This is a genomic window from Vibrio sp. PBL-C16 (genome assembly GCF_034321865.1).
Taxonomy (GTDB): Bacteria; Pseudomonadota; Gammaproteobacteria; order Enterobacterales; family Vibrionaceae; genus Vibrio; species Vibrio alginolyticus.
The window spans coordinates 3,204,331-3,217,818 of record NZ_JAXLNY010000002.1 but is presented as its reverse complement, the minus strand read 5'-3'; the positions used below and the strand labels follow the sequence as shown (position 1 = coordinate 3,217,818).

The 13,488-nt window shown below is 47.8% G+C and carries 7 protein-coding genes, 3 tRNA genes and 3 rRNA genes; 4 read left to right on the top strand and 9 right to left on the bottom strand.

The window, feature by feature from the left end:
• Positions 1-51: 51 nt before the first annotated feature.
• Genes hemC through UQW94_RS23050 form a run of 4 tightly spaced genes read left to right on the top strand, consistent with a single transcriptional unit; the run spans position 52 to position 4,131 of the window.
• Positions 52-990 (top strand): hydroxymethylbilane synthase, encoded by a 939-nt coding sequence (gene hemC, locus UQW94_RS23065; RefSeq protein ID WP_005383388.1) that lies wholly within the window; start codon positions 52-54, stop codon positions 988-990.
• Positions 991-992: 2 nt separating this feature from the next.
• Complete coding sequence (locus UQW94_RS23060; RefSeq protein ID WP_053350816.1) at positions 993-1,721, top strand: uroporphyrinogen-III synthase; 729 nt, start codon at positions 993-995, stop codon at positions 1,719-1,721.
• Positions 1,722-1,738: 17 nt separating this feature from the next.
• Positions 1,739-2,950 carry a uroporphyrinogen-III C-methyltransferase gene (locus tag UQW94_RS23055; protein WP_005378751.1) on the top strand — a complete coding sequence of 404 codons (1,212 nt, stop codon included), beginning with the start codon at positions 1,739-1,741 and terminating at the stop codon, positions 2,948-2,950.
• Complete coding sequence (locus tag UQW94_RS23050; RefSeq protein ID WP_262634483.1) at positions 2,950-4,131, top strand: heme biosynthesis protein HemY; 1,182 nt, start codon at positions 2,950-2,952, stop codon at positions 4,129-4,131. Before UQW94_RS23055 ends, UQW94_RS23050 begins: the two co-directional genes overlap by 1 nt.
• A gap of 664 nt (positions 4,132-4,795) precedes the next feature.
• On the opposite strand, the gene UQW94_RS23045 is transcribed toward UQW94_RS23050, so the two are convergent.
• The 9 genes from UQW94_RS23045 to ubiD form a co-directional block, all read right to left on the bottom strand.
• Positions 4,796-4,886 (bottom strand) — tRNA-Ser (locus UQW94_RS23045).
• A 70-nt stretch (positions 4,887-4,956) separates the two neighbouring features.
• Positions 4,957-5,073: ribosomal RNA gene (rrf, locus tag UQW94_RS23040) — 5S ribosomal RNA — on the bottom strand.
• A gap of 93 nt (positions 5,074-5,166) precedes the next feature.
• A 23S ribosomal RNA gene (locus tag UQW94_RS23035) occupies positions 5,167-8,056 on the bottom strand.
• A 263-nt stretch (positions 8,057-8,319) separates the two neighbouring features.
• Positions 8,320-8,395, bottom strand: a tRNA-Ala gene (locus UQW94_RS23030).
• A 42-nt stretch (positions 8,396-8,437) separates the two neighbouring features.
• Positions 8,438-8,514 (bottom strand) — tRNA-Ile (locus UQW94_RS23025).
• Between the two features lie 66 nt (positions 8,515-8,580).
• Positions 8,581-10,133, bottom strand: a 16S ribosomal RNA gene (locus tag UQW94_RS23020).
• The 16S, 23S and 5S rRNA genes sit together here with 3 tRNA genes alongside, the layout of an rRNA operon.
• Before the next feature lie 472 nt (positions 10,134-10,605).
• Entirely contained in the window at positions 10,606-11,319 is a 714-nt protein-coding gene (gene fre, locus UQW94_RS23015) for an NAD(P)H-flavin reductase (protein ID WP_005382872.1), read from the bottom strand.
• A gap of 14 nt (positions 11,320-11,333) precedes the next feature.
• Positions 11,334-11,603 (bottom strand): 2Fe-2S iron-sulfur cluster-binding protein, encoded by a 270-nt coding sequence (locus UQW94_RS23010; protein ID WP_009696789.1) that lies wholly within the window; start codon positions 11,601-11,603, stop codon positions 11,334-11,336.
• Positions 11,600-13,453 (bottom strand): 4-hydroxy-3-polyprenylbenzoate decarboxylase, encoded by a 1,854-nt coding sequence (ubiD, locus tag UQW94_RS23005; RefSeq protein WP_033907314.1) that lies wholly within the window; start codon positions 13,451-13,453, stop codon positions 11,600-11,602. Before ubiD ends, UQW94_RS23010 begins: the two co-directional genes overlap by 4 nt.
• Between the last annotated feature and the right edge of the window lie 35 nt (positions 13,454-13,488).

Genomic DNA, 13,488 nt, shown 5'->3' with positions numbered 1-13,488 from the left:
CTTGATGAGAATGGTAGGATAAACCCAAATCCAAACAGCATTGAGAAGATCATGACACAATCCACACCGATTCGCATTGCAACTCGAAAAAGCCCTCTTGCTTTATGGCAAGCTTACTTTGTTAAAGACGCCCTTCAAGCCGCTCACCCTGGCTTGGAAGTCGAGTTAGTAACCATGGTGACCAAAGGTGACGTGATTTTAGATACACCACTAGCAAAAGTTGGCGGCAAAGGCTTGTTCGTAAAAGAGCTTGAAATCGCGATGCTAGAAGGACGTGCAGACCTCGCCGTTCACTCAATGAAAGACGTACCCGTCGATTTCCCAGAAGGCCTTGGCCTCGTGACCATTTGTGAGCGTGAAGATCCTCGTGATGCCTTCGTCTCTAATACCTATAGCCACATTGATGAGCTCCCTCAAGGTGCCGTGGTTGGTACTTGCAGTTTGCGCCGTCAATGCCAACTGAAAGAATATCGTCCGGACATCATCATCAAAGAGCTTCGCGGTAATGTGGGCACTCGCCTTGGTAAGTTAGATGCGGGTGAGTATGATGCAATCATTCTTGCTGCGGCTGGCCTCAAACGATTGAAGCTTGAAGAGCGCATTCGTAGCTTTATCGAACCAGAGCAATCACTACCAGCGGTAGGCCAAGGTGCTGTCGGTATTGAGTGCCGCCTTGACGATGAAAGACTGCTTAAGCTGCTTGAGCCACTTAACCACCAAGACACCGTAGACCGCGTTTTGTGTGAGCGCGCAATGAATCTGACCCTAGAAGGCGGCTGTCAGGTACCTATCGGCAGCTATGCCCTGCTAGACGGCGACAACATTTGGCTACGCGCATTAGTTGGCGAACCAGATGGCAGCGAAATTGTTCGTGGTGAAATTCGTGGCCATCGTAAAGATGGCGAAGCATTAGGAGTGCAGCTAGCCAATGAGCTGCTAGATAACGGCGCTCGTGAAATCCTAACTAAGCTGTACGCAGATCACGAATAACCATGGCAGTGTTGGTCACTCGGCCGGGAGAGCAAGGCAGCGCGCTTTGCTCTCTGCTCGAAAGGCACGGCATTTCCGCATATCACCATCCTCTGATCGACATTGTCGCCGATCTCACGGACACGCACCTCTCTAAACATCTACATCAAGCTCAAATTGTTATCGCTGTTAGTCGACATGCAGTGCAATGTGCACAGCAAATCTTAGCCAGCAACGGGATGTCATGGCCGAAACAAGCTATTTACCTTGCCGTTGGTCAAAAAACAGCACACTATTTAAGCAAATGTACCCAACAGAAAGTACACTATCCCCAAGTCAGTGATAGTGAACACTTATTGCGACTGCCAGAGCTCAACAATGTGGCACAACAACAAGTTCTTATCCTTCGTGGTAACGGCGGAAGAGAGCTGATCAAAGATGCATTGGTGAGGCGTGGCGCAAAAGTTCACTATAGTGAGACTTACAAGAGAGAATTCATCCCATTCGATCCAGTAAGCTGTATCTCACTATGGAAAAACCTACAAATTAACCAGATTATTGTCACCAGTGGTGAACAACTGGATTATTTGTGCAGCCAATTGACGTCGGAGCAATTGACTTGGCTTAATCAACAAGAGTTGTATATCCCCAGTCAGCGTATCGCTGACATCGCAATTCAAAGGGGGTTCACTCGCGTGAGATGCACGGGAAGCGCATCCAACCAAGAATTACTGGCGGCTCTCCAGCCCTAGCTACACAGGATATAGGCATGACAAGTAAAAATAACGACCAAAAAAATAACGATAAAAACCTTTCCGAAGAAACCTCATCGGCACCGCTAGTCGAAAAAACCACATCGCAGCAGGATGCGGACCTTAAAAAAGAGCAACCACAAGCGGCCGAGCCCCCAAAAACAGCAGAGCCAACCAAAGTCGAGTTTGAAGAAAAACAAGGTAAACGTGGTGTCAAACTAGGTACGGTCGCTATCATCTTATCGATTATTTTTGGCGGTGGCCTCGCGTACAAGCTGCATCAACAGCAAGCCGATTACCAAGCGCAGATCGCCCAACTAAAAAGTCAGCTAGAAAGCACTCAAGCTTCCATGAAGCAAGAACTCAGCCGGGTACAAGAAGAAACCATCGAGAAAGCAACAACCGTGACACACAAAGCGGAAGTGGTACTTGGACAGCAACAGAAGAGCATTGAAAGCTTACAGCTCGCCGTTGCCGATGTGAAAGGTCGTCGACCAAACGACTGGCTATTAGCGGAAGCCGATTACCTTGTCAAATTAGCTGGTCGTAAATTGTTCTTAGAGCACGATGTAGAAAGCGCGACTCAACTGATGGAAAGTGCAGACCAACGCATTGCAGCACTGAATGACCCTAGCCTCGTCAAACTACGTAAAGCAATGGCGAACGATATCACCAAACTTCGCACGATCCCGCTAATTGACCGTGATGGATTGGTACTACGCTTAACTGCCCTACAACAGCAAGTAGACAAGCTCCCTCTCGCCAATGCACTGCTACCTGAAGCTGAAGCCGTAGAAAACACTGAAGTGTCTGAAGATATCGCAAACTGGCAAGATAACTTAATGACCTCTTTGAAGGACTTTTCAGAAAACTTCATTACCTTCCGCACGCGCGATGGTAACGTCATTCCACTGCTTTCTCCTGAGCAACACTTTTACCTGAAAGAAAACATCAAAGCCAAATTGGAAACGGCAATAAAAGCGGTGTACCAAGAACAAGGTGAAATTTACACCACATCTCTAAAAACAGCCGACAAATGGGCATTAGCTTTCTTCAACCAAGACGATAATTCTGTTAAAGAGTTCAACAAAACGGTTAACCTACTAAGTCAGCAAAATATTCAAGTGGAATACCCAACAAAACTGCAAAGTCAGTCTCAACTATCAGATGTCATCCGTGAACGCCTACGTCGTGAAGTCACAACGATGACAGGCATGGAGGATAAGTAATGTTTCGTCTTATTTTCCTATTTGTTGTACTAGGCGCAGGACTATTTGTTGGCACCCAGTTTTCTGGTCAGCAAGGCTATGTACTCATCTCCATTGCCGAGAAAACGATCGAGATGAGCGTAACGACATTAGTGGTTTTCGTTATCGCTGCACTCGCAGGTCTTTTTCTGCTTGAGTACCTGATTAAGAAGTTAGTTTATGCTAGTTCTACAACATGGAACTACTTCAGTGTTCGCAAAATGCGCCATTCCCGCCGATACACCAATGAAGGCATTATTAAACTTCTAGAAGGTGACTGGAAAGGTGCTGAGAAGAAAGTAACTCGCTGGGCAAATCATCACGATATGCCGCTGCTTTGCTACTTGGTTGCGTCTGAAGCCGCACAAGGCCAAGGTGATAAAGCAAAACGAGATCACTATCTAGCGCTAGCGAGCCAACAAGAGAACGCCCATCTCGCAGTAGAACTGACTCGAGCGAAACAATTTATCCGCGACAACGAGTTCGAGTCCGCTTTCGATACCTTGCAATCGTTAAAAAGTCAGTATGCGAGTAACTCTATTGTATTGAACTTGCTGAAAACAACGTACATGCAGCTAAAGTTGTGGCAACCTCTTATTGACCTCTTGCCACAACTAACCAAAGCAAAACTCATCACGGAAGAAGAACATGCAGAGCTGATTCAAAAGGCGCAGTGCGGCTTACTCCATGAAGTAGCGCAACAACAAGGTAGCGAAGGGCTAATCTCCCATTGGAATAGTCTCTCACGTAAAGTGAAACAAGACACACCCCTCGTAGCCTGTTTTGCTCGAGAACTCATCACACGAAAAGCTGATGCAGAAGCCTTTACCGTGCTAAAAGAAGCATTAAAAAAACAACCTGCCCCAGAGCTTTATCAACTTCTGCCAGATCTAAACCTGCCAGATACCCACCCTGTCGTGGTCTTCTTAGAGGGCGTAGTGAAGAAAGAACCGGATAACGCCGCTGCCCATAGCGCATTAGCGCACTTCTATTTCCGTCAAGAGAAGTGGCAAGAAGCCCAAGATCACTTTGAGATCGCCTTAAAGCTTCGCTCTGACGTCTCTGACTATGCATTCCTAGCAGACACACTAGAGAAGCAAAATCTAACCAAAGCTGCTCACGAAGTCTCTCGTAAAGCTCTCACGCTCGTCCAGAACGACTAAGTAGCAGTCATCTAACCAAGCCGGCAGCTTACTGTCGGCTTTTTTATTGCCTGCTACTAACCCTTTAGTCCTTGGTCATCAAGATGTTTATCAAATTCATTGGCTCCCAAGTAGTGCCCGACTTCCTAGTAACTCACTATCGTTTCACTTTCACTCTTCTCTTTTGACTACTCTGATCCTGTCATTCCAGCAGAATCCAAAACAATTTTAAAAGATGCAGGAATACGTAACTTTAGCCTGTAGAAGTATGGTTTTAAGACGTAGCTAGATTTAGGCAATAGAGCACGCGCGTCGCTAGACTGAGTAAAACAAAAAGATACATCAGTGAAACAGTGACTATTTGAGTATGCTTATTTGTTCGGTCTATCCCGTAAAAGGGGCTAGAGAAGCAATGGTAGTGCTTTAAGAGAACAATAAGGCAATATATGGTTCAACAATCTCCAACAACCTTATCGGGACAGCATGCAGTGATGAGGATGAACAGCGTTAGAGGCAACTGCACTTCTTAGCAAAAATCAAAACGTCACAACCAATACCGATACCAATATTACTTTGTCGAAAAGTAGATCGCATATGGAATTGATTTTTGGCAAGCATAGATAGAGTAATAAAGATGTGCGGAAATGAAAAAAGCCTCGCTATTTCTAGCGAGGCTTCTTAATAGTGGCGGAGAGATAGGGATTTGAACCCTAGATACGCTATTAACGTATGCCGGTTTTCAAGACCGGTGCTTTCAACCACTCAGCCATCTCTCCACAAATTGTCATCAACAGATTAGTACACTGATGATGTTGTTACTTGTCTATGCAAATAACGATGTTTAAAGCCTGGCGATGTCCTACTCTCACATGGGGAAGCCCCACACTACCATCGGCGCTATTTCGTTTCACTTCTGAGTTCGGCATGGAAATCAGGTGGGTCCAAAACGCTATGGTCGCCAAGCAAATTCTTTAATCTGGAAAGCTGTTTTTTAATTCTCGTTTTTACACATTCAATGTTCTTTCATTGAGTCCATCAAAACCCCTTGGGTGTTGTATGGTTAAGCCTCACGGGCAATTAGTACAGGTTAGCTCAACGCCTCACAACGCTTACACACCCTGCCTATCAACGTCGTAGTCTACGACAACCCTTTAGGATACTTAAAGTATCAGGGAGAACTCATCTCAAGGCTCGCTTCCCGCTTAGATGCTTTCAGCGGTTATCGATCCCGAACTTAGCTACCGGGCAATGCGTCTGGCGACACAACCCGAACACCAGAGGTTCGTCCACTCCGGTCCTCTCGTACTAGGAGCAGCCCCTTTCAATTCTCCAACGCCCACGGCAGATAGGGACCGAACTGTCTCACGACGTTCTAAACCCAGCTCGCGTACCACTTTAAATGGCGAACAGCCATACCCTTGGGACCGACTTCAGCCCCAGGATGTGATGAGCCGACATCGAGGTGCCAAACACCGCCGTCGATATGAACTCTTGGGCGGTATCAGCCTGTTATCCCCGGAGTACCTTTTATCCGTTGAGCGATGGCCCTTCCATTCAGAACCACCGGATCACTATGACCTGCTTTCGCACCTGCTCGAATTGTCATTCTCGCAGTCAAGCGGGCTTATGCCATTGCACTAACCTCACGATGTCCAACCGTGATTAGCCCACCTTCGTGCTCCTCCGTTACGCTTTGGGAGGAGACCGCCCCAGTCAAACTACCCACCAGGCACTGTCCGCAACCCCGATAAGGGGTCGACGTTAGAACATCAACACTACAAGGGTGGTATTTCAAGGACGGCTCCACGCAATCTAGCGACTGCGCTTCAAAGCCTCCCACCTATCCTACACATGTAGGGTCAATGTTCAGTGCCAAGCTGTAGTAAAGGTTCACGGGGTCTTTCCGTCTAGCCGCGGGTACACTGCATCTTCACAGCGATTTCAATTTCACTGAGTCTCGGGTGGAGACAGCGTGGCCATCATTACGCCATTCGTGCAGGTCGGAACTTACCCGACAAGGAATTTCGCTACCTTAGGACCGTTATAGTTACGGCCGCCGTTTACCGGGGCTTCGATCAAGAGCTTCGACCGAAGTCTAACCCCATCAATTAACCTTCCGGCACCGGGCAGGCGTCACACCGTATACGTCATCTTACGATTTTGCACAGTGCTGTGTTTTTAATAAACAGTTGCAGCCACCTGGTATCTGCGACTCTCGTCAGCTCCATCCGCAAGGGACTTCACCGTCGAGAGCGTACCTTCTCCCGAAGTTACGGTACCATTTTGCCTAGTTCCTTCACCCGAGTTCTCTCAAGCGCCTTGGTATTCTCTACCCGACCACCTGTGTCGGTTTGGGGTACGATTCCTTACAATCTGAAGCTTAGAGGCTTTTCCTGGAAGCATGGCATCAATGACTTCACACCCGTAGGTGCTCGACGTCGTGTCTCAGCCTTAAGAAGAGCCGGATTTACCTAACTCTTCAGCCTACGCACTTGAACCTGGACAACCGTCGCCAGGCCCACCTAGCCTTCTCCGTCCCCCCATCGCAATTGTAAGAAGTACGGGAATATTAACCCGTTTCCCATCGACTACGCCTTTCGGCCTCGCCTTAGGGGTCGACTTACCCTGCCCCGATTAACGTTGGACAGGAACCCTTGGTCTTCCGGCGAGGAGGTTTTTCACCCCCTTTATCGTTACTCATGTCAGCATTCGCACTTCTGATACGTCCAGCATGCGTTACCACACACCTTCAACCGCTTACAGAACGCTCCCCTACCCAATGCACTAAAGTGCATTGCCGCAGCTTCGGTTTACTACTTAGCCCCGTTACATCTTCCGCGCAGGCCGACTCGACCAGTGAGCTATTACGCTTTCTTTAAATGATGGCTGCTTCTAAGCCAACATCCTGGCTGTCTGAGCCTTCCCACATCGTTTCCCACTTAGTAGTAATTTGGGACCTTAGCTGGCGGTCTGGGTTGTTTCCCTCTCCACGACGGACGTTAGCACCCGCCGTGTGTCTCCCGGATAGTACTTACTGGTATTCGGAGTTTGCAAAGGGTTGGTAAGTCGGGATGACCCCCTAGCCTTAACAGTGCTCTACCCCCAGTAGTATTCGTCCGAGGCGCTACCTAAATAGCTTTCGGGGAGAACCAGCTATCTCCAGGTTTGATTGGCCTTTCACCCCTAGCCACAAGTCATCCGCTAATTTTTCAACATTAGTCGGTTCGGTCCTCCAGTTGATGTTACTCAACCTTCAACCTGCCCATGGCTAGATCACCTGGTTTCGGGTCTATATCCAGAGACTGAACGCCCAGTTAAGACTCGGTTTCCCTACGGCTCCCCTAGATGGTTAACCTTGCCACTGAATATAAGTCGCTGACCCATTATACAAAAGGTACGCAGTCACAGGACAAGCCTGCTCCTACTGCTTGTACGTACACGGTTTCAGGTTCTATTTCACTCCCCTCACAGGGGTTCTTTTCGCCTTTCCCTCACGGTACTGGTTCACTATCGGTCAGTCAGTAGTATTTAGCCTTGGAGGATGGTCCCCCCATATTCAGACAGGATATCACGTGTCCCGCCCTACTCGATTTCACTGAACACACGTCGTCAACTACGGGACTATCACCCTGTATCGTCGGCCTTTCCAGGCTGTTCGTCTAACGCGTGTAAAGCTTAAGGGCTAGTCCAATTTCGCTCGCCGCTACTTTCGGAATCTCGGTTGATTTCTTTTCCTCGGGGTACTTAGATGTTTCAGTTCCCCCGGTTCGCCCTGTTGAGCTATGTATTCACTCAACAGTAATACCTTATGGTATTGGGTTTCCCCATTCGGAAATCCCAGACTCAAGTGGTTTTTACTACCTAATCTGGGCTTATCGCAAGTTAATACGTCCTTCATCGCCTCTGACTGCCAAGGCATCCACCGTGTACGCTTAGTCACTTAACCATACAACCCGAAGGAGTTTCGAGTTGATAATCAAATCACCAAAGTTGTCTCTCATTATTTGAATGAGCGAGAGACATTCGATTTTGCCGGACTCAAATTCCAAGAACACTTGAATGTGTTTTTAGTTGTATTCATAAATGAATACTTTGAGAACTTTACAAACAACAATAAATTGTTGTTTTGTCAGCTTTCCAAATTGTTAAAGAGCTAGATTTTCTGATGAAAACCATTTTTAAAGATTCTTTTTCAAGAACACTTAAAGATGGTGGAGCTATGCGGGATCGAACCGCAGACCTCCTGCGTGCAAGGCAGGCGCTCTCCCAGCTGAGCTATAGCCCCATCAAGGTGTCGATACTGTCGCCAATTCCTTGGGAAAGAAATTGGTGGGTCTGAGTGGACTCGAACCACCGACCTCTCGCTTATCAGGCGAACGCTCTAACCACCTGAGCTACAGACCCAGTATCGTCTCTTTACTTTATAAACCGTATCAATCTGTGTGAACACTCATCGCAATAATCATCGTTTAAGGAGGTGATCCAGCGCCAGGTTCCCCTAGCGCTACCTTGTTACGACTTCACCCCAGTCATGAACCACAAAGTGGTAAGCGTCCCCCCGAAGGTTAAACTACCTACTTCTTTTGCAGCCCACTCCCATGGTGTGACGGGCGGTGTGTACAAGGCCCGGGAACGTATTCACCGTGGCATTCTGATCCACGATTACTAGCGATTCCGACTTCATGGAGTCGAGTTGCAGACTCCAATCCGGACTACGACGCACTTTTTGGGATTCGCTCACTTTCGCAAGTTGGCCGCCCTCTGTATGCGCCATTGTAGCACGTGTGTAGCCCTACTCGTAAGGGCCATGATGACTTGACGTCGTCCCCACCTTCCTCCGGTTTATCACCGGCAGTCTCCCTGGAGTTCCCGACATTACTCGCTGGCAAACAAGGATAAGGGTTGCGCTCGTTGCGGGACTTAACCCAACATTTCACAACACGAGCTGACGACAGCCATGCAGCACCTGTCTCAGAGTTCCCGAAGGCACCAATCCATCTCTGGAAAGTTCTCTGGATGTCAAGAGTAGGTAAGGTTCTTCGCGTTGCATCGAATTAAACCACATGCTCCACCGCTTGTGCGGGCCCCCGTCAATTCATTTGAGTTTTAATCTTGCGACCGTACTCCCCAGGCGGTCTACTTAACGCGTTAGCTCCGAAAGCCACGGCTCAAGGCCACAACCTCCAAGTAGACATCGTTTACGGCGTGGACTACCAGGGTATCTAATCCTGTTTGCTCCCCACGCTTTCGCATCTGAGTGTCAGTATCTGTCCAGGGGGCCGCCTTCGCCACCGGTATTCCTTCAGATCTCTACGCATTTCACCGCTACACCTGAAATTCTACCCCCCTCTACAGTACTCTAGTCTGCCAGTTTCAAATGCTATTCCGAGGTTGAGCCCCGGGCTTTCACATCTGACTTAACAAACCACCTGCATGCGCTTTACGCCCAGTAATTCCGATTAACGCTCGCACCCTCCGTATTACCGCGGCTGCTGGCACGGAGTTAGCCGGTGCTTCTTCTGTCGCTAACGTCAAATAATGCAGCTATTAACTACACCACCTTCCTCACGACTGAAAGTGCTTTACAACCCGAAGGCCTTCTTCACACACGCGGCATGGCTGCATCAGGCTTGCGCCCATTGTGCAATATTCCCCACTGCTGCCTCCCGTAGGAGTCTGGACCGTGTCTCAGTTCCAGTGTGGCTGATCATCCTCTCAGACCAGCTAGGGATCGTCGCCTTGGTGAGCCCTTACCTCACCAACTAGCTAATCCCACCTAGGCATATCCTGACGCGAGAGGCCCGAAGGTCCCCCTCTTTGGCCCGTAGGCATCATGCGGTATTAGCCATCGTTTCCAATGGTTATCCCCCACATCAGGGCAATTTCCTAGGCATTACTCACCCGTCCGCCGCTCGACGCCGTTATCGTTCCCCGAAGGTTCAGATAACTCGTTTCCGCTCGACTTGCATGTGTTAGGCCTGCCGCCAGCGTTCAATCTGAGCCATGATCAAACTCTTCAATTTAAGATTTTGTTCGGCTCAATGAATACTGAACATTACATAAAGTAATGTTTGAATTGACTGTGCTGAATCCGAAGATTCAATGGTCACTTCGTTTCATTGAAACCTAATTTGAAGCCGAAGCTTCTAATTGGATTATCATCAACGAGTGCCCACACAGATTGATAGGTCTATATTGTTAAAGAGCTTGCTTTGCGAGAAGTTTTTCTCTCAAAGCGGAGGTGCATTCTAGCGATTTAATTGACAGTGTCAAACACTTTTTAAATTTTATTTTTCGTAGAAGCTTTCACCTCTCCGACCCTGCTGAAGCCTTATCGCGTCTGCCGTGTCGGTGGATGCGCATTATAGGGAACTCAGATCCGTTCGCAACCCTTTTTTGAAAAAAAATGGAAAAAAATGACTGTTCGATGACTATTTCATCAAAAAAGCAAAAAAGAGGGTAAAAAACCCTCTTTTTCTGCCTTAAAAGCCGTATTTAAATGAATGCGTACGCGTCTGCGAACATACGTTCGCTCTTCGCTTTCTTGTTCTGAGTGAACTGTTCACGTGCTGCGCCAGCCATTTCAAAACGACCTGCAATATAGATATCGTAGTTTTCTAAGCTTTCGAAATCTTCAGCTACAGCTTGTAGCACGTTACCAACTTTACCTTGCCAGTCTGCAGGAGCTTCTTCTACTACCGGCACAAAGTGAACATTGGCAAACTTGTCGGCAATCTCGACCAGTTCGTCTTTAGCATAAAGCTGGCAGTTATCGCGCGCACCCCAATATAAATAGATAGGATTGGTTTTATTCTGCGCTACGCAGTGATCCAGAATCGAGCGAACGTAACTGAAGCCTGTACCACCAGCAATTAATAATAATGGGCGTTCGCTTTCTTCTTGAACCCAAGCATCGCCATGTGGCGCATCAATTTCAATCTGACCATCAGTTTCAAGCGCCGCTTGCATTGCTTCGACAACTTCTTGTGCATAAGCGTTGTGTTCCGCCGCACCGATGTGCAGTTCAAGTTCACCTTCATGACGACAAGGGCTGCTTGCGATAGAGAAAGGACGTTTGTCTTTTTCACCCATCACCACCATTAGGTACTGACCCGCTTTAAAAGGCACTGGTGATTCTGGATGAAGAAGGATTTGGTAAGTATTACAAGCTAACGGCTGAATAGACTTTACTTTACATTGGATGGTCATGGTGTTCCTCTCGCTTACTCGTCAAAAGTAAGCACTAAATTACTTTCTGTATAGGCTTGGCAAGGGAATATCCAACCTTGCTGTTGCTCTTTTTCGGTTAGCATCGGTTCGAGGTGATAGCTCACCTCGCCCGTTAGCTTTTTACACATGCACATGGCGCAAGCGCCAACTTGGCAACGGTGTGGGAAGCGAATATTGTTGTTGAGCGCAGCTTCCAACACCGTCTCCCCTTCTTTTACTTGGAATGTAACGTCCATTGGTAGAAGGTGGACTTGATGACTCATAGAATACCTAACTGGTCCCAAATCTCATCGACTTTAGCCACAAGTTTAGGATCTTTTTTGATAGGCGTACCCCACTCGCGCGTGACTTCAGATTCGAACTTGTTGGTCGCATCCAGTCCTAATTTGGATGAACTCTCAGTCTTACCAAGCACTTGAATCGTGTCTCTATCTGGGTCCATTCGAGTTGTCACCGCCCAAATGATGTCATTCCAATCTCGTGCATTAACGTCATCGTCGCACAAAATGATGAATTTGTTATCCGTGTACTGAGCAAAGAAGCCCCATAGATGTTCCATCAATTCTTGGGATTGACCAGCTTGGTCTTTCTTCATAGTCACGACAGCAAATTGGTTGTTTGCTGTAACTGGAAGATAGACGTCAACAATCTCAGGGCGTTGCTGTTTCAACTCATTTAGTTCTGCTTCGGTAATCGCTTTGCTGTCTCGCTCAGTGACCTCGGTTCGCGTCGCCAGCTCGGCATCCCATTTAATGGTCGCATCCAAGCCCATTTTGGAGCCAAGCCCAACCACTGGTGAAGCAAAGTCGAGCGAGTCGATTGGCGTGTTATCTATCATCAAGGTATCACGTACAGGATCCATATGCTCTGACATGGCTTTCACGACATCATTCCAATCTCGTGCGTTTACCGATTCATCGCACACAATAACAAACTTGGTATACATGAATTGACGTAAGAAAGACCACACGCCCATCATTACGCGCTTGGCATGTCCTGGGTACTGCTTCTTCATGGTGACGACGGCCATTCGGTACGAACAACCTTCTGGCGGAAGATAGAAGTCTTCAATCTCTGGGAATTGCTTTTGCAGAATAGGCACAAACACTTCGTTTAATGCCACACCCAATACAGCTGGTTCATCTGGCGGACGACCTGTGTAGGTGCTGTGATAAATAGGGTCTTTACGCATAGTAATGTGCGTAATAGTAAATACGTGGTGCTTTTCTTTTTCGTTATAGTAGCCAGTGTGGTCACCGTAAGGACCTTCATCAGCAAACTCGTTCGGGTCGATATAGCCTTCCATCACGATTTCCGCGCTCGCTGGCACTTCCAAATCGTTGCTGACTGACTTCACGACTTCCGTTTTGCTTCCACGTAGCAAACCTGCAAATGCGTATTCCGATAGCGTATCTGGCACTGGTGTTACTGCGCCAAGAATGGTTGCTGGGTCTGCACCAAACGCGACCGAAACTGGGAAAGGTTTACCTGGGTTGGTTTCCATCCAATCGCGCAGATCAAGCGCACCACCACGATGGGCTAACCAACGCATGATGATTTTGTTCTTGGCAATTTTCTGCTGACGGTAAATGCCTAGGTTCTGACGTTTCTTATTTGGACCTTTGGTTACGGTTAAGCCCCAAGTAAGCAGCGGCGCTACATCTTCTGCCCAGCAGCTCATTACCGGAATTTTATCCAAGTCGACTTCATCACCTTGCCAAACAATGTCTTGGCATGGTGCTTTACGTAAACGCTTAGCCGGCATGTTCAATACTTGTTTGAACACTGGCAGTTTTTCTAAAGCGTCTTTGAAGCCTTTTGGTGGCTCAGGTTCTTTTAAATAAGCCAGCAGCTTACCGACTTCTCTTAATTCTTTAACATCTTCACGTCCCATACCGATTGCGACACGCTCTGGTGTACCAAACAGGTTAGTCAAAACAGGTACGTCGTAGCCGATTGGGTTCTCAAACAACAGCGCAGGTCCACCAGCACGCAAGGTGCGGTCGCTGATTTCTGTCATTTCATAAGCGGGATCGACAGGGTGAGTGATGCGTTTAAGTCGACCTTTCTGTTCTAGGTGGTCGATAAATTCGCGTAAATCCTTAAAACTCATAGGCCTTCATGCTGGCTGATTAAACTGTCCGCAGT

Coding starts and splice junctions, on each gene's coding strand:
- hemC (WP_005383388.1), top strand. CDS start 52: ATGACACAATCCACACCGATTCGCATTGCAACTCGAAAAAGCCCTCTT.
- UQW94_RS23060 (WP_053350816.1), top strand. CDS start 993: ATGGCAGTGTTGGTCACTCGGCCGGGAGAGCAAGGCAGCGCGCTTTGC.
- UQW94_RS23055 (WP_005378751.1), top strand. CDS start 1,739: ATGACAAGTAAAAATAACGACCAAAAAAATAACGATAAAAACCTTTCC.
- UQW94_RS23050 (WP_262634483.1), top strand. CDS start 2,950: ATGTTTCGTCTTATTTTCCTATTTGTTGTACTAGGCGCAGGACTATTT.
- fre (WP_005382872.1), bottom strand. CDS start 11,319: ATGACCATCCAATGTAAAGTAAAGTCTATTCAGCCGTTAGCTTGTAAT.
- UQW94_RS23010 (WP_009696789.1), bottom strand. CDS start 11,603: ATGAGTCATCAAGTCCACCTTCTACCAATGGACGTTACATTCCAAGTA.
- ubiD (WP_033907314.1), bottom strand. CDS start 13,453: ATGAGTTTTAAGGATTTACGCGAATTTATCGACCACCTAGAACAGAAA.